At 59.1% G+C, this 22,436-nt stretch carries 20 protein-coding genes and 5 tRNA genes; 21 read left to right on the forward strand and 4 right to left on the reverse strand.

The window, feature by feature from the left end:
* Positions 1-26 precede the first annotated feature (26 nt).
* The 4 genes from lysS to FYJ40_RS01205 all read left to right on the forward strand — a co-directional run bounded on the left by lysS (position 27) and on the right by FYJ40_RS01205 (position 7,732).
* Positions 27-1,991, forward strand: a complete 1,965-nt coding sequence (gene lysS / locus FYJ40_RS01190) for a lysine--tRNA ligase (protein ID WP_154514782.1) — start codon at positions 27-29, stop codon at positions 1,989-1,991.
* A gap of 537 nt (positions 1,992-2,528) precedes the next feature.
* Positions 2,529-3,122: a DUF2798 domain-containing protein gene (locus tag FYJ40_RS01195; RefSeq protein WP_154514780.1), complete on the forward strand. Its 594-nt coding sequence runs from the start codon at positions 2,529-2,531 to the stop codon at positions 3,120-3,122.
* Positions 3,123-3,307: 185 nt separating this feature from the next.
* Positions 3,308-5,950, forward strand: a complete 2,643-nt coding sequence (locus tag FYJ40_RS01200) for an ATP-dependent Clp protease ATP-binding subunit (protein WP_154514778.1) — start codon at positions 3,308-3,310, stop codon at positions 5,948-5,950.
* Positions 5,951-6,274: 324 nt separating this feature from the next.
* The gene (locus tag FYJ40_RS01205) at positions 6,275-7,732 is read left to right on the forward strand and encodes an aminoacyl-histidine dipeptidase (protein WP_154514776.1); all 1,458 of its coding nucleotides are present in this window, start codon (positions 6,275-6,277) and stop codon (positions 7,730-7,732) included.
* 80 nt (positions 7,733-7,812) lie between these two features.
* On the opposite strand, the gene FYJ40_RS01210 is transcribed toward FYJ40_RS01205, so the two are convergent.
* Positions 7,813-8,397: a manganese efflux pump MntP family protein gene (locus FYJ40_RS01210; protein WP_154514774.1), complete on the reverse strand. Its 585-nt coding sequence runs from the start codon at positions 8,395-8,397 to the stop codon at positions 7,813-7,815.
* 248 nt (positions 8,398-8,645) lie between these two features.
* Here FYJ40_RS01210 and disA point away from each other — a divergent pair, with 248 nt between their 5' ends.
* The 6 genes from disA to FYJ40_RS01240 all read left to right on the forward strand — a co-directional run bounded on the left by disA (position 8,646) and on the right by FYJ40_RS01240 (position 14,130).
* Positions 8,646-9,686: a DNA integrity scanning diadenylate cyclase DisA gene (disA, locus tag FYJ40_RS01215; RefSeq protein ID WP_370450554.1), complete on the forward strand. Its 1,041-nt coding sequence runs from the start codon at positions 8,646-8,648 to the stop codon at positions 9,684-9,686.
* On the forward strand, positions 9,686-10,414 hold the full coding sequence (gene ispD, locus FYJ40_RS01220; protein WP_154514770.1) for a 2-C-methyl-D-erythritol 4-phosphate cytidylyltransferase: 729 nt from the start codon (positions 9,686-9,688) through the stop codon (positions 10,412-10,414). Before disA ends, ispD begins: the two co-directional genes overlap by 1 nt.
* Positions 10,404-10,898 carry a 2-C-methyl-D-erythritol 2,4-cyclodiphosphate synthase gene (ispF, locus tag FYJ40_RS01225; RefSeq protein ID WP_117716889.1) on the forward strand — a complete coding sequence of 165 codons (495 nt, stop codon included), beginning with the start codon at positions 10,404-10,406 and terminating at the stop codon, positions 10,896-10,898. The genes ispD and ispF overlap by 11 nt, the downstream gene beginning before the upstream one ends.
* 3 nt (positions 10,899-10,901) lie before the next feature.
* A complete protein-coding gene (gene cysS / locus FYJ40_RS01230) occupies positions 10,902-12,368 on the forward strand; it encodes a cysteine--tRNA ligase (RefSeq protein WP_154514768.1) in 1,467 nt (488 codons plus the stop codon).
* 166 nt (positions 12,369-12,534) lie between these two features.
* The gene (gene rlmB / locus FYJ40_RS01235) at positions 12,535-13,449 is read left to right on the forward strand and encodes a 23S rRNA (guanosine(2251)-2'-O)-methyltransferase RlmB (protein WP_154514766.1); all 915 of its coding nucleotides are present in this window, start codon (positions 12,535-12,537) and stop codon (positions 13,447-13,449) included.
* A gap of 3 nt (positions 13,450-13,452) precedes the next feature.
* On the forward strand, positions 13,453-14,130 hold the full coding sequence (locus FYJ40_RS01240) for an NYN domain-containing protein (RefSeq protein WP_154514764.1): 678 nt from the start codon (positions 13,453-13,455) through the stop codon (positions 14,128-14,130).
* A gap of 27 nt (positions 14,131-14,157) precedes the next feature.
* On the opposite strand, the gene FYJ40_RS01245 is transcribed toward FYJ40_RS01240, so the two are convergent.
* The 3 genes from FYJ40_RS01245 to FYJ40_RS01255 all read right to left on the reverse strand — a co-directional run bounded on the left by FYJ40_RS01245 (position 14,158) and on the right by FYJ40_RS01255 (position 16,941).
* Positions 14,158-15,498 (reverse strand): DNA-binding protein, encoded by a 1,341-nt coding sequence (locus FYJ40_RS01245; RefSeq protein WP_154514762.1) that lies wholly within the window; start codon positions 15,496-15,498, stop codon positions 14,158-14,160.
* Positions 15,499-15,831: 333 nt separating this feature from the next.
* On the reverse strand, positions 15,832-16,419 hold the full coding sequence (locus FYJ40_RS01250) for a hypothetical protein (RefSeq protein ID WP_154514760.1): 588 nt from the start codon (positions 16,417-16,419) through the stop codon (positions 15,832-15,834).
* 15 nt (positions 16,420-16,434) lie between these two features.
* Positions 16,435-16,941, reverse strand: a complete 507-nt coding sequence (locus FYJ40_RS01255) for a hypothetical protein (protein ID WP_154514758.1) — start codon at positions 16,939-16,941, stop codon at positions 16,435-16,437.
* Positions 16,942-17,215: 274 nt separating this feature from the next.
* Between FYJ40_RS01255 and FYJ40_RS01260 the strand changes: the two genes are divergently transcribed.
* The 11 genes from FYJ40_RS01260 (at position 17,216) to rplA (ending at position 22,295) form a co-directional block, all read left to right on the forward strand.
* Positions 17,216-17,290, forward strand: a tRNA-Thr gene (locus FYJ40_RS01260).
* Positions 17,291-17,915: 625 nt separating this feature from the next.
* A tRNA-Tyr gene (locus FYJ40_RS01265) sits at positions 17,916-17,997 on the forward strand.
* A gap of 10 nt (positions 17,998-18,007) precedes the next feature.
* Positions 18,008-18,083 (forward strand) — tRNA-Thr (locus tag FYJ40_RS01270).
* Between the two features lie 3 nt (positions 18,084-18,086).
* Positions 18,087-18,163, forward strand: a tRNA-Met gene (locus FYJ40_RS01275).
* 96 nt (positions 18,164-18,259) lie between these two features.
* Positions 18,260-19,450 (forward strand): elongation factor Tu, encoded by a 1,191-nt coding sequence (gene tuf, locus FYJ40_RS01280; RefSeq protein WP_154514756.1) that lies wholly within the window; start codon positions 18,260-18,262, stop codon positions 19,448-19,450.
* Between the two features lie 278 nt (positions 19,451-19,728).
* A complete protein-coding gene (rpmG, locus tag FYJ40_RS01285; RefSeq protein ID WP_102372646.1) occupies positions 19,729-19,878 on the forward strand; it encodes a 50S ribosomal protein L33 in 150 nt (49 codons plus the stop codon).
* Between the two features lie 13 nt (positions 19,879-19,891).
* Positions 19,892-19,967 (forward strand) — tRNA-Trp (locus tag FYJ40_RS01290).
* A 76-nt stretch (positions 19,968-20,043) separates the two neighbouring features.
* The gene (gene secE, locus FYJ40_RS01295; RefSeq protein ID WP_154514754.1) at positions 20,044-20,382 is read left to right on the forward strand and encodes a preprotein translocase subunit SecE; all 339 of its coding nucleotides are present in this window, start codon (positions 20,044-20,046) and stop codon (positions 20,380-20,382) included.
* 3 nt (positions 20,383-20,385) lie between these two features.
* Positions 20,386-20,922 (forward strand): transcription termination/antitermination protein NusG, encoded by a 537-nt coding sequence (nusG, locus tag FYJ40_RS01300; protein WP_154514752.1) that lies wholly within the window; start codon positions 20,386-20,388, stop codon positions 20,920-20,922.
* A gap of 120 nt (positions 20,923-21,042) precedes the next feature.
* Positions 21,043-21,471, forward strand: a complete 429-nt coding sequence (gene rplK, locus FYJ40_RS01305; RefSeq protein WP_022093893.1) for a 50S ribosomal protein L11 — start codon at positions 21,043-21,045, stop codon at positions 21,469-21,471.
* A 116-nt stretch (positions 21,472-21,587) separates the two neighbouring features.
* The gene (rplA, locus tag FYJ40_RS01310) at positions 21,588-22,295 is read left to right on the forward strand and encodes a 50S ribosomal protein L1 (protein WP_154514750.1); all 708 of its coding nucleotides are present in this window, start codon (positions 21,588-21,590) and stop codon (positions 22,293-22,295) included.
* Positions 22,296-22,436 lie beyond the last annotated feature (141 nt).

The following is a 22,436-nucleotide window of genomic DNA, read 5'->3' on the forward strand; positions in this document are numbered from 1 at the left end:
AGCGTTTTAGTTTGAGGAGCTAACTTATGGCAGAGAACCAGAACGCCGCCGAGCAGGCATCGACGCTCAACGACGAGCGCGCCACGCGCCTGGCCAAGCGCGCCGCCCTGTTCGAGGCGGGCCAGAACCCCTATCCCGAGCACTCCGAGATCGAGGACTACGTTGCCGACATCGAGGCTAAGTATGCCGATCTTGCCGATGGCGAGGACACCGAGGACGTCGTGAAGATCGGCGGCCGCGTGGTCGCCAAGCGTGGTCAGGGCAAGATCATGTTCATCGTCGTGCGCGACGCAACGGCCGAGATTCAGCTGTTCTGCCGCATCAACGACATGGATGAGGCAGCCTGGAATACGCTCAAGGCCCTCGACCTTGGCGATATCCTGGGTGTGACCGGTGTGGTTGTGCGTACTCAGCGCGGCCAGCTCTCCGTCGCCCCAAAGAGCGCGACCCTGCTCTCCAAGGCCGTTCGCCCGCTGCCCGAGAAGTTCCACGGTCTCTCCGACAAGGAGACCCGCTATCGTCAGCGCTATGTCGACCTGATCGCCAACGACGATGTCCGCGAGACCTTCCGCAAGCGCTCGCAGATCCTCTCCACCTTCCGTCGCTTTATGGAGTCCGACGGCTACATGGAGGTCGAGACTCCCATTCTGCAGACCATTCAGGGTGGCGCTACGGCTAAGCCGTTCATCACGCACTTTAACGCTCTCGATCAGGAGTGCTACCTGCGCATTGCTACCGAGCTGCACCTCAAGCGCTGCATCGTCGGTGGCTTTGAGCGCGTCTTCGAGATCGGTCGTATCTTCCGTAACGAGGGCATGGACCTCACCCACAACCCCGAGTTCACCACGATGGAGGCCTACCGTGCCTTCTCCGATCTCGAGGGTATGAAGGCGCTCGCCCAGGGCGTCATCAAGGCTGCCAACAAGGCCATCGGCAACCCCGAGGTCATCGAGTACCAGGGCCAGACCATCGATCTTTCCGGTGAGTGGGCAAGCCGCCCCATGACTGATATTGTCTCTGACGTGCTCGGCAAGAAGGTCACCATCGACACGCCTGTCGAGGAGCTTGCTGCCGCCGCGCGCGAGAAGGGCCTGGAGATCAAGCCCGAGTGGACTGCAGGCAAGATCATCGCCGAGATTTACGATGAGCTGGGCGAGGACACCATCGTCAACCCGACCTTCGTGTGCGATTACCCCATCGAGGTCAGCCCGCTCGCCAAGCGTTTTGAGGACGATCCGCGTCTGACCCACCGCTTTGAGCTGGTCATCGCCGGCCACGAGTACGCCAACGCATTCTCCGAGCTCAACGACCCGGTCGACCAGGCTGAGCGCTTTGCCGCCCAGATGGCCGAGAAGGCCGGCGGCGACGATGAGGCCATGGAGTATGACGAGGACTACGTGCGCGCCCTCGAGTACGGTATGCCTCCCGCGGGCGGCATTGGCATCGGTATCGACCGCGTGGTCATGCTGCTCACCAACCAGGCTTCCATCCGCGATGTCCTGCTGTTCCCGCACATGAAGCCCGAGAAGGGTTTCCAGTCCGGTGCCGCTGCCGCCAAGGCTGCAGAGGCCGGCAACGCCGCGAGCCCGTTCGTTAAGTCGCTCAAGCCCACGCTCGATTACTCCAAGATCGCCGTTGAGCCGCTGTTTGAGGAGTTCGTCGATTTCGATACCTTCTCCAAGAGCGATTTCCGCGCTGTGAAGGTCAAGGCATGCGAGGCCGTCAAGAAGTCCAAGAAGCTGCTGAACTTTACGCTCGACGACGGTACCGGTGCCGACCGCACCATCCTCTCCGGCATCCACGAATACTATGAGCCCGAGGACCTGGTCGGCAAGACCCTGCTTGCCATCACCAACCTGCCTCCGCGCAAGATGATGGGCATCCCCAGCTGCGGCATGCTCATCAGTGCCATCCACGAGGAGGAGGGCGAGGAGCGCCTCAACCTGATCCAGCTCGACGCCTCCATTCCCGCCGGCGCAAAGATGTACTAATTGGTTCCGCCGTTCTACCGAACGGCGGATCAGCCGACGCTGCGCGCCGCCCAGGGCGACAATTTGTCATTCAAAAGGCAAGGCATGACCAGAAGGTCTATGCCTTGCCTTTTTCATGCCAACTTGTTCGCCCTGGACGTCGCTCGCTGTCGTTGCCAAAACATCGGCGTTGCCGGAGTAGTCGTTGGGGACGTTCTTAAACGACTACCCAACGGCTATTGTGCACATGTCTCGCATGACAGTTGTCTCTTTTATGTTTCCTTTAGCTGTCGCTGTCCGTCCTCTACCTGCGGCGTTGCTCTGGTTGGCACTTCGTATTCCACTGCAACTTATGGGGTCGGGGGATTATCGGTGCCCTGCATCTTCATAAACTCAACGCTTACGAAGCGCGCGCCGTTCGTGTTAGGGTAGTTCCACCACATAAGTAGTCGCAGACGCACGTACCACGGGCGGGCGAGATGAAGTCCCAGTAGCTCCATCTCGCCCGCCCGTTTTTGTTGTGCACCGCGGCGTAACACAGAAAGGATTTTGCCCTTTATGCCTATCAATAAACGAGAGAGCCTGCTGTTTACCTTTATCATGTGCTTTTGCATGGTGCTCTGGATGAGCATCTACAACGTTGCCCTGCAGCATGGGGCCATCAACGGCGAGGTCATTGCCGCCGCGTGGCTCGGCTTCCCCGTTGCCTACATTTTTGCCATGTGCTGCGACTGGTTTGTTGCCAGCCCTCTTGCCAAGGGTTTCGCTTTTAAATTCCTGGTCACGCCGGGTAAGAGCTCGCCGCTTGCCATGACGCTCGCCGTCAGCTCCTGCATGGTCGTTCCCATGGTTATCATCATGTCGCTCTACGGCGCGTGCGAAGGCCTGCTCCATATGCCCGGCGGCCCGCTTGCCAATCTGCAGGTGCTGCCGATGATGTGGCTCGTCAACATTCCGCGCAACTTTATCATGGCCCTGCCCTGGAACCTGCTGGTGGCTGGTCCGGTTGCTCGCTATATCTTCCGCCATGCCTTCCCCATGGGAACCGTCTTCGAAGAGCAGCATATGGAGCTCGTACGTATGCCGGGCGCTCCCGTTGCCGATGTCGTCGATGACGTTGCCGAGAGTATGGACGCCGAGCCCGCCTGCTAGGCAAGAGCCTCTAACCTAGAGCGCCCGCCGCACCCGGCGATTCCTTTTTTGTAGACGTTGTCGTATGGCTGCACGCGGAAAAGGCCACAGCGGTTAACATATACTCCATATGGGTAAAGAGACCAAAGCGCCGCCACGAGTGGCGCTTTGCGTTTGAAAAACTAGCTCGTCTAAGAGGAACTAGCATGTTGGACCGTTTTACCGATCGCGCGCGCAAGGTCATGTCCATGGCCAAGCAGGAGGCGCTCGATCTTCACTCAAATAAGGTGGGCACCGAGCATCTGCTGCTCGCGCTCGCCAAGGAGGACGAGGGCATTGCCGCCGAGGCACTGCGCGCACTCGATATCTCCTACGATGACATCATGGACACGCTCAAGGAGGTCCAGACCACCGTTCCCGAGCCCAGCGAGGAGACCGAGGCCGCTAAGCTCGCTTTTACGCCGCTCGTCATCAGCGTGATGGAGCGTTCCTTCCGCGTGGCGCGCGAGAACAACCAGACCTATGTGTCGACCGAGCACCTGCTCATCGGTATCGTCGAAGAGGGCAACGGCATGGCCATGGACATTCTCATGCGCCTGGGTGTTTCGTCCGCTTCCATTAAAAAAGCCATCGAGAAGCTTACCGCCAAAGATCAAGACAAGAAGCGCCCGCTCGCCGGTGCCGGTGCCGGGCGTCCCGGTACAGGCCTGCCGTTCTTTAGCGGCTCGGACGCCTCACAGCAAAAGGGGAGCGGCACCGACACGCTCAAGCAGTTCGCCACCAACCTTACGCAGAAGGCGCGTGACGGCAAGCTCGACCCGGTGATCGGTCGCGAAAAGGAAGTCCAGCGCATGATGGAGATCCTTTCGCGCCGCACCAAGAACAACCCGCTTATCTTGGGTGACCCCGGCGTGGGCAAGACGGCCATCGTCGAGGGTCTGGCGCAGCAGATCGCTGCCGGCAACGTGCCCGAGAACCTTATGAACCAGAACATCTGGACGCTCGACCTGCCGGGTCTTGTCGCGGGCGCCAAGTATCGCGGTGAGTTTGAGGAGCGCCTCAAGAACGTAATCCAGGAGGCAACCGAAGCCGACGACGTCATCCTGTTTATCGACGAGATGCACACCATCATCGGTGCCGGTTCTGCCGAGGGATCCATCGATGCAAGCTCCATGCTCAAGCCCGTGCTCGCGCGCGGCGCTTTCCAGATCATCGGTGCCACCACGGCCGAGGAGTTCCGCAAGTACCTCACCAAGGACCCGGCCTTCGAGCGCCGCTTCCAGACCATCGATGTTGAGGAGCCAAGCGTCGAGGACACGGTCAAGATCCTGACCGCGCTCAAGCCGCGCTACGAGGAGCACCACCACGTGCGCTATACGCAGGGTGCCATCGAGGCCGCCGCGAACCTCTCCAACCGCTACATCCAGGATCGCTTCCTGCCCGATAAGGCCATCGACCTCATCGACGAGGCCGGCGCCCGCGCCCGCATTGCCGCCAACCGTGCGCCTGAGCCGGTGCGCGAGGCCGAGCATCGCGTGGAGGAGCTCAAGGCTGCCGCGCAGGAGGCCACCGAGGGCGACGACATGAACAAGGCCGCCGAGATTACCGAGCAGCAGAAGGCTGCCGAGATTGAGCTCGCCGAGGCCAAGGCAGCTTGGACGGCCGAGCTCGACGCCAGCCCGCTCACCATCGATGTCGCCCAGGTTGCCGACATCGTGTCCGTGACCTCGGGCGTGCCGGTGTCTTCGCTCACCGAGAGCGAAAGCCGTCGTCTGTTGCAGACCGAAAGCGTGCTCAAGACCCGCATTATCGGCCAGGATGAAGCTGTCGAGGCCGTGGCCAAGGCAGTGCGCCGCAGCCGCTCGCCGCTCAAGGACCCGCGTCGTCCCGGCGGCAGCTTCATCTTCTTGGGTCCTACCGGCACAGGCAAGACCGAGCTCGCCAAGACGCTCGCCGAGTACCTCTTTGGCAGCAAGGACGCGCTCATCAGCTTCGACATGTCGGAGTTTGGCAGCGAGTTCGAGGTCTCCAAGCTTATCGGTAGCCCCCCGGGCTACGTGGGCCACGACGAGGGCGGTCAGCTCACCAAGGCCGTTCGCCGTCACCCGTACTCGGTCGTGCTGTTCGACGAGATCGAGAAGGCGCACCCCGATATCTTCAACATCTTGCTGCAGGTGCTTGAGGAGGGTCGCCTGACCGATAGCCAGGGCAAGACGGTCGATTTCCGCAACACCGTGATCATCATGACGTCCAACGTGGGCGCCCGCGAGATTGCGCAGGATGCGAGCGTTGGCTTTGGCACCACCGGTGAGCAGGGTCTTACCTCGAGCGAGATTAAGGGCCGTGCGATGGGCGAACTCAAGCGCCTGTTCCGCCCCGAGCTGCTCAACCGTATCGATGACATCGTGGTGTTTCAGAAGCTTTCGGGCGAGAACCTGACCAAGATCGCTCACCTGCTGGTGGACGACCTGCGCCAGCGCCTGATTGCCAACGGCATGAACATCAAACTCACCGATGCGGCCTACGACAAGATCGTAGCCGAGGGTACCGACCTCACCAACGGCGCACGTCCGCTGCGCCGCGCCATCCAAAAGCTCATCGAGGATCCGCTATCCGAGGAGCTGCTGGCCGGCGAGTGGGGCAGCGGCGATACCGTCATGTGCGACGTGGCCGACGGCAAGTTCGTCTTTAGCCACGGTACGGGCGAGATCCCAGCGCCGCGTCCGGCAGGTGCGCTTGGGGGCGATACCGCTCCGGAAGCGCCGCACACCGGAAACGCCGCGCCTGTGAGCAGTGGCGTAAGCTCGGGCCCCGGCGGCATGATGCAAGCCGGTTCCGGCGCGCTGTAGGGCGTAACAAAACCTTGTGTCCACGAGGGCGTTCCAAAGGAGCGCCCTTTTTTCTGTTGGAAAGGCCCCTCGTTCAAAGTAAATCTCATTAAACATACCAACGGCGTATGCATAAGCGTTGATCAAGCGTTGAGGTTGGTTGAAGGGTCCAACGTCCCTTCGACGCGGTCCGTCTACCTGCTTTATCTTAATAAAGTGGCGTTTCTCCGCCGTTAGCCGATGATGCGAGAGCGCTCGGCGTTTTCGACTGGTTTATGCAAACGAAGTCTGGGAATATACAAGGCGCATGTCTTATTGTCTAACCAGTTGCGCCAAGGAGGCACCATGGACTACAAGATCACCGGCTATGAGCCCGCCCAGCTGTTCCATTTCTTTGAGGAGGTCAGCGCGATCCCCCGTGGGTCTGGCAACGAGAAGGGCATCAGCGATTTCCTGGTTGCGTTTGCCAAGGAGCGCGGCCTCGATGTGTATCAGGACGAGGTCTACAACGTCATCATTCGCAAGCCCGCATCTGCCGGTGCCGAGAATGCCCCGACCGTGATGCTGCAGGGCCACATCGATATGGTGTGCGACAAATTGGGCTCCGTTGAGCACGACTTTACGACCGATGGTATCGACCTGCTCGTCAAGGACGGCGTTCTCACCGCTAACGGCACCACGCTGGGCGCCGACAACGGTATCGCCGTCGCTCTGATGCTCACTGTTCTCGATGACGATTCGATCGTTCACCCCGCCCTCGAGTGCGTATTCACCACCGACGAGGAGACTGGCCTGGTCGGCGCCGAGACGCTCGATAAGTCTCAGATTAGCGCCCGCACCATGATCAACCTTGACTCCGAGGAAGAGGGCGTTGCCACCGTCAGCTGCGCCGGCGGCGTCGTCGTTACCTACACCTGCCCGATCGCGCGCGAGCACAAGACCGGTAGTACCCTCACGTTCGACATCTCCGGCCTGCTGGGCGGTCACTCCGGCAGCGATATCCACCTGGAGCGCGGCAACGGCAACCTCATCATGGCCCGCATCATCGACCGCCTGATGGTTGCCGGCGAGCCCGCCATCGTTAGCTTTAACGGCGGCACCAAGGACAACGCCATCAACCGTGAGTGCAAGGCTGTTCTGGTCTACGCCGACCACGCTGCCGCCGAGGCCGCGGCCCAGATCGCAAAGGGCATTATCGCCGACGTCACTGCCGAGCTCGAGGTCTTCGACCCCGGCTTTACCTGCACTGTCGAGATTGCCGACGACGCCGAGGTCGAGGCCATGGACGAGAAGTCCGCGCTTGCCCTCATCCGCGCCCTGCGTCTTGCCCCCAACGGCGTGATCCGCCGCAACGTTGCTACCGACGGCTCCGTCGAGGTTTCCTCCAACATCGGTGTGGTTGCCACTTCTGACGACGAGGTCAAGATCATGCTGTCCCCGCGCTCCTCGATCACCTCGCTGCAGAACGAGTTCAAGGACCGCCTGCAGACGCTGGCCGATGTCCTGGGCTTCGACGCCAAGTTTGAGTTCGAGTATCCCGGCTGGAGCTATGCCGAGCATTCGCCGGTCCGCGACGTCTTTGTCGAGAGCTATCGCGAGCTCTTTGGCTCCGAGCTGCGCATCGAGTCCATTCACGCCGGCCTTGAGTGCGGCCTGTTTGCCGAGGCCCTGCACGGCCTGGACGCCATCGCCGTGGGCCCGACGCTCTCCGATGTCCACACCCCGGACGAGAGCATGGAGCTCGCTTCTGCCGAGCGCTTCTACGAGCTGCTCATCGACGTCCTCAAGCGCCTTGCCGCGTAAAGGTCGCCTTGGTTAAGCCGCTCTAAAACGGCTGGCTATGAAAACGGCCGCCTGGCGTAATGCCGGGCGGCCGTTATTCGTTACAGTGCGAGGATCCCAAGGTGCTCAAGCAGGATCTTAAGCCCGATGAGGACGAGTACGACGCCACCCACGATGGTGGCGGGTTTTTCGTAGCGCGCGCCAAAGGTGTGGCCGATCGCTACGCCGGCGACGGAGAAGATAAACGTTGTGACGCCGATAAGCGATACAGAGGGCACGATATCGACTGAGAGCGCGGCAAACGAGATGCCCACGGCGAGCGCGTCAATCGAGGTGGCGATGGCAAGGATTAGGTACTCGCCCAGGTCGATCTTTTCGGCATCCTTGCCGTCGCCTTCGTCCTCATCCTCGTCTTCGGTAAAGGCTTCCCACAGCATCTTGCCGCCGATAAAGGCCAAAAGGATAAAGGCGATCCAATGGTCTATGGGACCGATGATGCCCATGAACTGGCTGCCGAGTGCCCAACCGATTACGGGCATGCCGGCCTGAAAGCCGCCAAAGAACAGGCCGAGCACAACGGCGACTTTAAGGTTGATCTTTTTCATGCCGAGACCCTTGCAGATAGAAACGGCAAAGGCGTCCATCGAAAGGCCAACGGCGAGCAACACGAGCTCTGCGAGTCCCATAGTCTGGCCCCCTCTCTGCGGGCGAACCCGATTACACGACCACTCCCTCATTTATATGAGACCCGATGCTACCACATGAGCAGCCAAAAGAGCCCCGTCCCAAATGAGCTACCTAAGCGGTGTTCGCTCATTCTGTAAGCATCGGAATTTGCGGGCGTCACAGGGGCAAACCGTGAGAAACTTATTGACGTTTATGGAGCGTATACGATGGGAGCGATGCCTTGGATAAGAACGAGCTGCAAAAGCGTATGGAACAGGCCATCCGCCTGACGGCACCTGGTCAGCCGATCCGCACCGCCCTTGACATGATCATCGCCGGTCACCTGGGTGCCCTTATCTGCGTCGGCGACACCGAAAACGTGCTCGCTGCCGGTAACGACGGCTTCCCGCTCAACATCTCGTTTACCTCGAACCGCCTGTTCGAGCTTTCCAAGATGGACGGCGCTATCGTCATCGACGGCGACCTTACCCAGATCCTGCGCGCCAATTTCCACCTCAATCCCGACCCCTCGCTCGCCACGAGCGAGACGGGCATGCGTCACCGTACTGCCGCTCGCATGTCGGTGCTCACCGACGCCATCGTGATCTCGGTCTCGGCCCGTCGTGCCGTCGTCAACGTGTATGTGCACGGCAAGAGCTATGAGATTCAGCCCGTCACCACCATCATGAGCTCGGTCAACCAGCTCGTCGCTACGCTTCAGACCACCCGTCAGTCGCTCGACCGCTCCCTGCTGCGTCTGACGGCCCTCGAGCTGGACGACTACGTCACGCTCGCCGACATCACCGGCATTTTCTCGAGTTTCGAGATTATGCAGCAGGCAAAGACCGAGCTTAAGGATTGCATTGTCAAGCTGGGCAACCAGGGCAAGCTCGTGCAGATGCAGCTCGAGCAGCTCGCCGGCTCCAGCATGGATACCGAATACGACTTGATGATTCGCGACTACGCAAGCGATTCCTCCGAGGCAAACGCCGAGAAGATCCGTGCCGAGCTTAGCCGTATGACGCCCAAGGACTTGTCCGACCCGCAGCATGTGGCGGCGGTTCTGGGTTACGACGACCTGGACGAGGACTCCGTCATGACGCCGCTGGGCCTGCGCACGCTTTCGCGCGTGTCCGTTGTGCGCGACGGCGTGGCCGAGAAGATCGTCGACGAGTATGGCTCGCTGCAGGAGCTCATGGACGACATCAGCAAGGATCCGGAGCGCCTGGGCGACTTTGGCGTTAACAACCCTGCCATTCTTGCGGACTCCCTGTACCGCATGAAGGGCACCAAACAGGGGAACGCATAATGGCGCCCGTATGCGCCGTGGTCGTTGCCGGTGGCAGCGGCCAGCGCTTTGGTAATCCCGGTGGCAAGCAGCTCGTCAATGTAGCGGGCCGTCCGCTTATGAGCTGGTCCATCCGCGCGTTTGACCGTAGCGATAAGGTCGGCCATATCGTCGTGGTTTGCCCTGCCGAGCGTCGTGCCGAGATGCGCCGCCTGGCCATCAGCCCGTATTCGTATAACACGCCCATCAGCTTCGCCGATGCCGGCGATACTCGCCAGGACTCCACTCGTGCCGGCGTGCATGCGGTGCCGGCAGGCTTTGAATACGTCGCCATTCACGACGGCGCTCGTCCGCTCATTACTACCGAGGCCATCGATCACGCTATCGACGTGCTCGTGAGTGACCGCTCGCTCGACGGTGTCGTGTGTGGCCAGCCCGCGATCGACACGCTCAAGATCGTCGATGGGGACAACATCGTCGAGACGCCGCCACGCGAACTCTATTGGGCCGCGCAGACGCCGCAGATTTTTAGTGTCGACGCCATGAAACGCGCCCATGCCGCGGCGATTGCCGAGGGCTTTATCGGTACGGACGATTCGTCACTGGTCGAGCGCATGGGTGGGCGCGTCCGCTGCGTCCAGAGCCCGCGCGACAACCTTAAGGTGACGGTGCCCGAGGACTTGCGTCCCGTAACCGCGATTTTGCTCGGGCGGATGGCCGAGAGAGAGGACCTTCCCCATGTTCAGTAACCTGCGCATTGGCCACGGCTACGACGTCCACCGTTTGGTGGAGGGGCGTCGATGTATCATCGGCGGGGTCGACATTCCCTACGAGCGCGGCCTGCTGGGCCACTCGGATGCCGATGTGCTCGCGCACGCGCTGGCCGACGCTATTCTGGGCGCCTGCCGCGGGGGAGACATTGGCAAGCTGTTCCCCGACACCGACTCCGCCTACGAGGGTGCCGACTCGATGGTGTTGCTTGCCCGCGTAATGGACTATGCGCGCGAGCTGGGCTTTGAGTTTGTCGATGCCGACTGCACCATTGCCTGTCAGCAGCCTAAGATCACCCCGCACCGCGATGCCATGCGTGCCAACTTGGCCCATGCCCTGGGCGTTGACGTCGAAAACGTGGGCGTCGCCGCCACCACGACCGAAAAGCTCGGTTGGGAAGGTCAAGGCGAGGGAATTGGCGCCTGGGCCGTCTGCCTGCTACAGAAAACCGTTAAGGAGTAACGAATGCGTATCTACAACAGCGCTACCCATAAAAAGGAAGAGTTCCAGCCCATCGAGCCCGGCAAGGTCCGCATGTACGTGTGCGGCCCCACGGTTTACGACAACATCCACATCGGCAACGCACGCACGTTCATCAGCTTCGATGTGATTCGACGCTGGCTCATCGCGAGCGGCTACGAGGTCACGTTCGCCCAGAACCTCACCGATGTCGACGACAAGATCATCAAGCGTGCCAACGAGCAGGGCCGTACGGCCGCCGAGGTCGCGACGGAGTTCTCGGATAAGTTTATTGGCGTCATGCGCGCTGCCAACGTGCTCGATCCCGATGTGCGCCCCCGCGCCACCAAGGAGATCGGCCCCATGATTGCCATGATCAAGGCGCTCATCGAGCAGGGCCACGCTTACGCCGCCGATAACGGCGACGTGTACTTTTCCGTGCGCAGCGATCCCAACTACGGTCAGGTCTCGGGCCGCAACATCGACGACCTTATGGTGGGTGCGCGCATCGAGGAGAACGAGGACAAGAACGACCCGCTCGACTTTGCGCTGTGGAAGGCCGCCAAGCCCGGCGAGCCCAGCTGGCCGAGCCCCTGGGGCGAGGGCCGTCCCGGTTGGCACACCGAGTGCGCCGCCATGGTGCACCGCTACCTGGGTACCCCGATCGACATTCACGGCGGTGGTTCCGACCTTGCCTTCCCGCATCACGAGAACGAGTGCGCCCAGGCTGCCTGCGCCTGGCACCAGGGCTTCTCCAACACCTGGATGCACACGGGCATGCTGCTGGTCGACGGCGAGAAGATGTCCAAGTCGCTTGGTAACTTCTTTACGCTGGCCGAGGTGCTCGAGCAGCACTCCGCTGCCGCCCTGCGCCTGCTGATGCTGCAGACGAGCTATCGCTCGCCGCTCGACTTTTCCTGGGAGCGCCTGGAGGGTGCCGAGAATTCGCTCACGCGTATCGCCGGTACGGTCGAGAACCTGCGCTGGGCCGCGAACCATGCGACGGCCGATGCCGATGAGGCAGCATCTGAGGCGTTTGCCGCCAAGGCTGCCGAGACCCGTGCCGCCTTTAAGGAGTGCATGGACGACGACTTTAACACCGCCGGTGCCATGGGCGCCGTCTTTGGTTTTGTCACCGAGTGCAATCAGTATCTGGAGCAGGCGGGCGACGCTGCCGACAAGGCCGCGGCTCTTGCTGCCGCCGATACGCTGGTCGAGCTGCTCGATACGTTTGGCGTTGAGCTTCCCGAGCCCAAGGTCGAGCTGCCGCTGGGCCTTTTGGGCGTTGCTGCCGGCTTGGTTGCCTACACTGGTGACGACGTGGACGAGGCCGCTGCCAAGATTCTCGAGGCTCGCGCCGAGGCCCGTGCCGCCAAGAACTGGGACTTGGCAGATGCCATCCGCGATCAACTCAAGGACTTGGGCCTGACGATTGAAGATACCGCTGCCGGCACCCGTATCAAATCCCTCTAACCCCTGCGGGTTTCCCAAGCACCCGACCGCCCGAGCCACGGCACCTGCCTTTCAATCGTCGGGCATGGCCCCAAGGTCTATGCCCTCTTCTTTCAAGGCAATCTGCCGCACCTCGGGCGGTCGGTCTATTTGTTTCGTTTGGTAGTTGTATTTAGGAGGCCGTCCTATGGCCGACAATCGCAAGCGTGCGCCTCGTGGCGGCAAGCAGGCCGCTTCTGGCTCGCGTCCGATTCGCCGAAATGACCGCGCTGCCGCTTCCAAGGGCCAGCGCGATCGCACCCAAGCTGCGCGTCCGCAGCGCGATCGCAGCCGCGACGCTGTCCAGGCTCCCAAGGGCGAGTTTATCGAAGGCCGTCGCGCTGCCGCCGAGGCGCTGCGCACCGGTTTTCCCATCAAGTGCGCGCTCATTGCCGAGGGCGGGGAGCGCGATGCCGCCCTGTCTCGTCTGGTCGATGACCTCAACGCCGCGGGTGTCCGCATTAAGTACGTGCCACGCGCGCAGCTCGATGCGCTGTCGAGCCATGGCGCTCACCAGGGTATTGCGCTCGAGGTGGGTAACTTCCCTTATGCGGATGTCGCCGATATCCTCGACCGTGCGGGCGAGGGTCCGGCACTTGTCGTGGTGCTCGACCACGTGACCGACGACGGTAACTTTGGCGCTATCGTGCGCTCTGCCGAGGTTGTAGGCGCCGCGGGCGTCATTATTGCCAACAAGCGCGCTGCCGGCGTGACCGTTGGTAGCTACAAGACCTCCGCCGGCGCCGTCATGCATTTGCCTATCGCGCAGGTCCCTAACATTGCCCGTGCGCTCGACGATCTTAAGGCCGCTGGCTTTTGGGTGGGCGGCGCCTCCGAGCACGCCGAGGGCAGTTGCTGGGATGCTCCCTTCGAGGGCCGCGTGGCGCTCGTCATGGGTTCCGAGGGCGACGGCATCTCGCGCCTGGTGCTCGAGAAATGCGACTTTTTGACCAAGCTTCCTCAGCGTGGCATGACCGAGAGCCTCAACGTTGCCCAGGCAACGACGGCACTGTGCTTTGAGTGGCTACGTCGCAACGCCGGCGAGCTCATGGGGGAGGAGTAGCGCATGTCCAAGAAGAACCGCGCCAAGTCTAAGGCCAAGCGCTTTGGCGAAGGCTCGGCCAAGCCGATTGTCTCGGCCGCGACCTACGGCGTGGGCGGCAATGCGTTTGCGCAGGCTATCGCCGACCCGGTCTCCACGGTGCACTCCAATAAGCCCGAGCTGCTGGTGGTCGACGGCTACAACGTGATCCACTGCACGCCGCGCTACGAAAAGCTCGTGTACGACCATTCCGACGATCCGTATTCCAGCGACGTTCACGATATGGCGCGCACCGCCCTTATCAACGACGTCGCCGCCTTTGCCCAGGGCCGCTACGAGGCCGTAATTGTGTTTGACGGCGCTGGCAATATCTCTAGCGAGCGTCCCAACTTGCCGGCTCGCGGCGTGCGCATCGAGTTTTCGCCGACGGGCGTATCGGCCGATACCGTGGTACAAAAGCTCTGCATCGAGGCGCGCGAGGAAGGCCGCGCGTGCTCCGTGGTATCGAGTGACGGCACAATTCAAGCCGTCGTCATGGGCAAGGGCGTTACGCGCATCTCGAGCCGCATGCTGGTGGACGAGATCAAACAGATCGATAACGACGTCCGCGAGGCAGAGGAAGCTCCGCAGATCAAGATGACTCTGGGCAGTCGCCTGAGCCCCGAGGCACTGGCCAAGCTCAAGGCCCTGCGCGGGAGGTAGGGGAGTTGGCGGGGCGATACTGTTTCGCTAACTCCATTCAGCGATGTCGATCATTCTTTCGAGGCGCCATGTTAGCGCCTCTTTTAGATAAGGCAGTCTTGCTGTAAGAGCGTCGTTTTTGGATAGGATTTCGATTGCCTCGTCAACGAAACCCTCGAGCTTGTCGTCGTCAAACCAGCTCATATCCTCGACGAGCAGCATTTGTTTCGCGGGGCTTGAATGAAACTGCGCGCTGGTAAAACTGTGCTCCCCTGCCTTAAGCTCCTCTAGAGAAACGTTGCACCAGAGCGATGAGCCCGAATCGAAGATGGGGGCAGGTCTGCAGGCTAGCGTGTTGACGTTTCGCACAAGGCCAAAGTTACGCCAATGACGATCATAGTTGGCGATGATGTCGTCGCACACGATCATGCGGTCAAGGGCATCCTTGACGCCTGTTACCCCGAGCTTCTCGCAGTTTGCTACATATCGCTCGTAGTCGGTTAGTCTTTCATCTGCGTTTGCGTACTGGTTTACATAAAACGCAGGGACATACTCTTCTTCATCAGTTAAGAAGACATCGCATTTGCTCAGGGCGGAAGTGCCCGTGCCCTCGAGCGAGTAAGGCACATAATCGCAGGCGTTTAGGATGCGACGATGGAGCGCGGTCGCTACCAGCTCGTTATATGGTTCTTGGTTCAGGTGCGCTCCTGCCTTATGCAGAATTCGACGCCCGCCCTCGCATGTCCAATACTTCTGAAGGTTGCCGTCCGAGGTGTTATCGGGCTTTGCGGCGGCTGCTTTGCCCTCTGGGGCGAAGGGTGCGATGGACAGAGAGACGTCGTCAAAAGCATTATTGAAGAAGTTAATATCCTCCCACGCGAGACCGGAATCTTGGGGTCTAATCCAATACTGGTCGGATAGGGAGAGGCCGAGATTTCGCTGGATGAGTTCGTCGGGAACATCGACTGCTGCTTCTGCCAACAGGGATGCAAGCCCAATGCGCGCGAGCGGGATACCGCGGCCTCGCCACCAAATGCGGAAAGAGTCGAGCGACACGGGATTATTGGGGCCAAGTACTCCAATAGGGGCGTGAGCGTAATCGATGTCGGCACCGATGTGGGTAAAGTCTTTTCGCGATGTGCTGTAGACCAGCTGGGCGACTTCGTGCGTGCGGTTCATGAGGGTAAACGTAATCTCGCTTTTTCCATGGCCTCGACGGGGGCGTCCCCCCGTTTTGGTCACGGAGCGGAGTCGTGCGTTGACGCTGCCTTTGTCGATGAGCCATACACCAGAAGCCTTGCGTGCCTCAAGTGCTCCGTTTTTTATGAGCTCTTGCACCCTGCGCGGGGTGATGTCGAGTAGCTCTGCAGCTTCCTTCGTGGTCAACATCGCGAAACCCTTCGCCAGAACGAATAGTTTTATCTATTCTATTGTAATTAATACTATTCGTTCTGACGAATAGTTTTGAAATTGAGGTCGAAATGGCTGAAATGAATGGGCTTTTGGCTGAACGATTGTAGAGAATTACGCATTTTAAATGCCTGCGGAAGATCAACCGCAACGCACGGTAGCTTCTTAGCGGACAAGGGGGTTGATTGCTTGGCACGGTTGTTGAAGCTGTCCAGATAACATGCAGACTTTTTATCTGGCTAAGATGGTGAGCGATGCGGGTAATTACGTAAAAGAAAGGGGCAAGCCGAAGCTCGCCCCGGAGAGTAACGTCTATGCGTTCGCTGTGACCTCGATTACGGGATGGTTGCCGCGGTATGAGGTGACATACGCCTTGGCAGTTTCATTTTGTTCCGCCGCTTTGATTCGATCAGCGAACTCCTTGTTGAGGGCGCCGACCGGCTCGCCCACAAGGTTAGTGGCTACGAGCGTGTCTCCCTCCTCTTGGAACGTAATGCTTGAACCAATGGGGGCATCTACGGCGCCGGTACAGGCTTCGAGCTCCATAGGCGTGTCAATTGCCTTCTGGACTGCGAGGATGGTGCGCTTATTGGCAATGAGGAGATTCGTTCCGATCCATGCGATGCCAGAAACGACGGCAGCGGAAATTGCCAGTGCGGATACTCCTATACAAAATGTGGCGGTTGAGGTCGCGTTGTTGTATTTATCCAGGTAGTCGCTCCCGTCGAGAAATTCGTACGTTGACGTAATACGCAGGTACTCTGAGTAGTTGCTCTGTGCATCCGACTGGACTGATACGGCAATAATGACGAATACCACCGAGATGACGATGAGCGCCAGGGTCGTGATGACGGTCTTCTTTCGGAACTGGCCGAGTGGAGTTGAGTCGATATCGTTCACGGCTGATCTTCTTTCTTAGAACATCTGCTTATACGGTGTGCTGTAATCGCTGCGCGTGGGGTCGTCCTCGTCCCCATACTCGCAGTAACGACTCTGCATGCCGGCGACGTTGTCATCGACGGCCTCGGTGAGGTCGATCGTATAGGACTGCCCGGGTTCCACAGTGGTGTAGGCAGCGTTCTTGTTATAGGACATGTAGGAGTCGATGATGTTTCCGTCCATATCTAGCTCGTCGATGTGGAAACCAAGGAACTGCTGGGGTTCCTTGCTGTTGTTCACGACGGTGACATACATTTCCCAGTAACCGTAATCATCGTCCTCACCACGTTCAACACCGCTTATCGTGAAGACGTCTTTGGGTTCTGCTTCACCCTCAGTCTCTTTGGATTCCTGGGTGTTTTCGCCCTCTGTCTCCTTGGGCTCTGAATTGGATGCGCGCTGTTGGCAGCCTGCGAGGGTCAGAAGTGCACCGATGCCGGTGGCAACGAAGGCCTTGCGAGACATGGGTTGTGTTTGCAGCATGGCAAATCTCCTTTTGCTAGTTCCCGACAAGCAGATTATAAAATTACCGTTTGTGCGGCGGTGTTGCCGTAATCACTGTTCAGCGCGCACGCTGCTATTAGGCGCTTTCATAAAAGTCTGTGCGCTTTGATACAGTTATCAGTGCGGAATGAATATGCCGGGTTAATTAAACAGGCTAAACGTGCATCACGTGCGCATGTCGTGTCGCAGACCTGTTGCGCCGTGCCTCTAATTCCTTTATTCTTATCTAGCTTCGCGCGAAAGCGCCAAGTGTGCCAGTGTGGCGCAACGGTAGCGCAACTGATTTGTAATCAGTGGGTTGCAGGTTCGATTCCTGTCACTGGCTCCATGAGAGTTTCGGGCTCTGTTCCTTGTGGGACAGGGTCCGTTTCTATTTATGTCGATATGTAAGCGGGTTTGACTCCCACCAAGCTTCAGGTTTGTCTCGATCTGTAACACGAGGACGAGCATTCAGCTCCCAGTTGTTACAGATTTAGACAGTTTGGGGGCGAGCTGAGAAGTGTCTCAATCTGTAACAACTAGGGAAGGAAAACCGTTCTTGTTGTTACAGATTTAGATAAATGGGAAACCGCCAGGGAAACATCTCGATCTGTAACAGATAGGGGAGAAAATTTTCTCTAAATGTTACAGATCGAGACAAAGGCCGGACCGGTCCCAGTCATCCTGGTTGAGCGAGGATATTCGGACGCACGAGATCGTTATCGAAAGTCGATGCCGCAAGCGTACTCCACCACACCAAAGTGTTCCCTCGGGAAATGTCGCCAGCGCAGCCAAATCCACCGTCCTTCATATCTAAATTCAGCAAAACCGCAGGTCAAAGGTATATAGATACGCCCGGCACCGTGTATTTAGAGGTTTTCGTTGACAGCCCCCAAGGTTGCATCGTATTATCTTTTTCGTTCGCGGGGGCGGAGGCCCAAAAGACCAAAGAACCTGCGGATACTTGAACGATTGGGAGTTTGCCCGAGTGGTTAATGGGGACGGGCTGTAAACCCGTTGGCTCTGCCTACATAGGTTCGAATCCTATAGCTCCCACCCGTCAAGTGCCTGTATAGCTCAGTCGGTAGAGCACTTCGTTGGTAACGAAGAGGTCACCAGTTCAAGTCTGGTTGCAGGCTCCATCCGGCGGTGTAGCTCAGTTGGTTAGAGCACACGGTTCATACCCGTGGCGTCACTGGTTCGAATCCAGTCACCGCTACCATAGGTAACACGGTGGCTTCTCAATAGTATGTTGAGAGGCCACTATGGTATAAAGGCATAGTCCCGTCCGGGGACGACCTGTTTAGAGGAGGGCTTTATGGCCAAAGAGAAGTTTGAGCGCACTAAGCCGCATGTTAACATCGGCACCATTGGTCACGTCGACCACGGCAAGACCACGCTGACCGCTGCCATCACCAAGGTTCTCTCCGAGACCGAGGGCTGCAAGGCTGACTTCACTGCGTTCGAGAACATCGACAAGGCTCCCGAGGAGCGCGAGCGCGGCATTACGATCTCCGTCTCCCACGTCGAGTACGAGACTGCTGCCCGTCACTACGCTCACGTTGACTGCCCGGGCCACGCTGACTACGTCAAGAACATGATCTCCGGTGCTGCTCAGATGGACGGCGCTATCCTGGTCATCGCCGCTACCGACGGCCCCATGGCTCAGACCCGCGAGCACATCCTGCTCGCCCGTCAGGTCGGCGTTCCCTACATCGTCGTCTTCCTGAACAAGTGCGACATGGTCGACGATGACGAGCTCATCGACCTCGTCGAGATGGAGACCCGTGAGCTCCTTTCCGAGTACGAGTTCCCCGGCGACGACATCCCCGTCATCCGTGGTTCCGCTCTGGGCGCTCTCGAGGGCGACGCCAAGTGGATGGACGCCATTCGCGAGCTCATGTCTGCCGTCGACGAGTACATCCCGACGCCTGCTCGTGACAACGACCTCCCGTTCCTGATGGCCGTTGAGGACGTTATGACCATCTCCGGCCGTGGTACCGTTGCTACCGGCCGTGTCGAGCGCGGTGAGCTCAAGCTCAACGAGCCTGTCGAGATCGTCGGCATCAAGGATACCCAGAACACCGTCGTTACCGGTATCGAGATGTTCCGTAAGTCCATGGACTTCTGCGAGGCTGGCGACAACGTCGGTCTGCTGCTCCGCGGCATCAAGCGCGAGGACATCGAGCGCGGCCAGGTTCTCTGCAAGCCCGGTTCGGTTACCCCGCACACCAAGTTCACCGGTGAGATCTACGTTCTGACCAAGGAGGAGGGCGGCCGTCACACCCCGTTCTTCGATGGTTATCGTCCTCAGTTCTACTTCCGTACCACCGACGTTACCGGTACGGTCAAGCTCCCCGAGGGCACCGAGATGGCTATGCCTGGTGACCACATCACCATCGAGGGCGACCTCATTCACCCGATCGCTATGGAGGAGGGCCTGCGCTTCGCTATCCGCGAGGGTGGCCACACCGTCGGTTCGGGCATTGTCTCCACGATCATTGAGTAAATTAGCTCTCTGATACAGCTGACTTAGAGAACCCGGCACTTATATGGGTGCCGGGTTCTTTTCTACGTGGGTCTTTTTGCCTGATGATTACGCTTAGCTCGCTCTTAAGTTGAGCGTGAGGAATCGATTAGATCTCGTTGGCTCCATTGATGTGTTCCAAATATGAATGGATCTACCGAGAACCAATTGATGCGAGGTTTTCATTGACAGCACTTACGTAGAGCTGATAAAGTACCAACTCGTGCCCGTACGGGGCGGATATGAAAGGTTCAGGATACATGCGTACTCTAGTTACTCTTGCGTGCACTGAGTGCAAGCGCCGCAACTATACGACCACTAAGAACAAGGCGAACATGCCTGATCGTATGGAGATCAAGAAGTATTGCCCCTGGTGCCGTCACCACACGCTGCACAAAGAGACTCGCTAGTCTCTAGTCACATACGCCAGTAGTTCAATTGGTAGAGCATCGGTCTCCAAAACCGAGTGTTGAGGGTTCGAGTCCTTCCTGGCGTGCCAGTCATTATTCCGTAAGCTCCCATTTGGGGGCTTACGGTTTACTCATGTATAAGCGCATTGCGCGGAGGTAACCCAAATGGCCAACAAGAAGAACAAGAAGAAGGCACAGCAGCAGGCGCCTGCCAACAAAGCTGCCGCCAACTCCAAGGTTGAGGCCAAGAAGGCCGTTGCCAAGAAGAGCGAGAAGGCTGCGAAGTCCAAGAAGAACGAGAAGCCCGGTTTCTTCGCCCGCACCAAGAAGTATTTTGCTTCGGTGAAGTCCGAGATGAAGCGTGTCACGTGGCCCGATAAGAAGGAGCTCGTGAACTACTCGGTCGTCGTTTGCGCTTCTCTGATCGTCGTCGGCGTCGTCATCGCTCTGCTCGATGCTGGCTTTGGCGAGGCTCTTGCTCTGTTCTCTGGATTGAGGGGCTAAACCATGTCTAAGCGTTGGTACGTCGTCCACACTTACTCTGGATACGAGAACCGCGTTAAGTCCGATCTCGAGCATCGCATCGAGACCATGGGCATGCAGGATCGTATCTTTGATATTGAGATTCCTATGGAGCGCGTCACCGAGATCAAAGAGGGTGGCAAGCGCGAGACCAAGGATTCTAAGATCTTCCCGGGTTATGTCCTGGTTCGCATGGAGATGGATGACGATGCATGGACGTGTGTTCGCAACACGCCTGGCGTCACCGGTTTCCTGGGCGGCAACGGCAAGCCCGCTCCGCTTTCCCGCGACGAGTACAATAAGATGACTCGTCGTCCCGGTAAGGGCGATTCGACCAAGCGTACGTCGGTTGATATTGAGGTTGGTACGTCCGTCCGCGTCACCGATGGCCCGCTTACCGACTTTGATGGCAAGGTCTCCGAGGTTAACGCCGAGGCAGGCAAGCTCAAGGTCACGCTGATGATCTTTGGCCGCGAGACGCCGGTCGAGCTTGACTTTAACCAGGTCGCTGTCATCGCTTAAGTTTTCGTCCGTTCGCGCGAGCGTGCTTCTTCTGTGACTGCTCATCTCAGGAGTGCTTCTAACACGTGCGTGCTTACGATATAGCAAGTACTTCACACTCGTGATTCGAAAGGAATGACCATGGCTGAGAAGAAGGTTGCCAACGTCATTAAGCTCCAGATTCCTGCTGGTGCCGCTAACCCCGCTCCTCCCGTCGGCCCCGCCCTGGGCGCTGCTGGCGTGAACATCATGCAGTTCTGCCAGGCCTTTAACGCCGAGACGCAGGACAAGAAGGGCGACATTATCCCCGTTGAGATTTCTGTCTACGAGGATAAGTCCTTCTCCTTCATCACCAAGACTCCGCCGGCGGCTCACCTCATCAAGAAGGAGCTGAACCTCAAGTCTGGTTCCGCTAAGCCCCAGGCCGACAAGGTTGGCCAGCTCTCTCAGGAGCAGCTCACCAAGATCGCCGAGATCAAGATGCCGGACCTCAATGCCAACGACATTGACGCCGCCAAGAAGATCATCGCCGGTACCGCCCGTTCCATGGGCGTCACCATCGCTGAGTAGCGTTTTTCTAGGTAACGACGGGTGCTCCGACCGGGGCGCCCGTTAAATGTGTGCAATAGGGCACACGATACGATGTGGGAGGGCTCACGCCCGTTTAACCACAGGAGGTAATGCACATGGCTAAGCATGGTAAGAGCTATAACGCCGCTGCCGAGAAGGTCGACCGCGCCACGCTCTACACCCCCCTTCAGGCTGCCAAGCTCATCAAGGAGCTCGACACCGCCAAGTTCGACGAGACCGTCGAGGCCCACTTCCGTCTGGGCATCGATACTCGTAAGGCTGACCAGAACATCCGTGGTTCCATCTCCCTGCCCCACGGCACCGGCAAGACCGTTCGTGTTGCCGTCTTCGCCGAGGGCGAGAAGGCCCGCGAGGCCGAGGCTGCCGGCGCCGACATCATCGGTTCCGACGAGCTCGTCGCCCAGATCCAGAAGGGCGAGATCAACTTCGACGCCGCTATCGCTACGCCGAACATGATGGCCAAGGTTGGCCGCATCGGTAAGATCCTTGGTCCCCGTGGCCTCATGCCGAACCCCAAGCTCGGCACCGTGACCATGGACGTCGCCAAGATGGTCTCCGAGCTCAAGGCCGGCCGCGTTGAGTATCGCGCCGACCGTTATGGCATCTGCCACGTGCCCCTGGGCAAGAAGTCCTTCTCTGAGCAGCAGCTCGTTGAGAACTACGCTGCCCTGTACACCGAGATCCTGCGCGTCAAGCCCTCTTCTGCTAAGGGCAAGTACGTCAAGTCCATCTCTGTGTCTTCCACCATGGGCCCTGGCGTCAAGGTCGATCCCGCTGTCCAGCGTGACTTCCTGGCTGAGTAACTTCTAGTTACTGCCTGAGCAAAGCAAGCATTGCTAAAGGAACCTGGTTCTGTCTCGTGCAGGACCGGGTTCCTTGCTGTTTCGGGCCAAAACCAACACGAAGGAGATAGGCGCCTTTGTGGTGGTTTTGGTTCAAAATCC

Origin of the sequence: Collinsella sp. WCA1-178-WT-3 (M1), from assembly GCF_009696325.1 — a bacterium.
Lineage (GTDB): Bacteria > Actinomycetota > Coriobacteriia > Coriobacteriales > Coriobacteriaceae > Collinsella.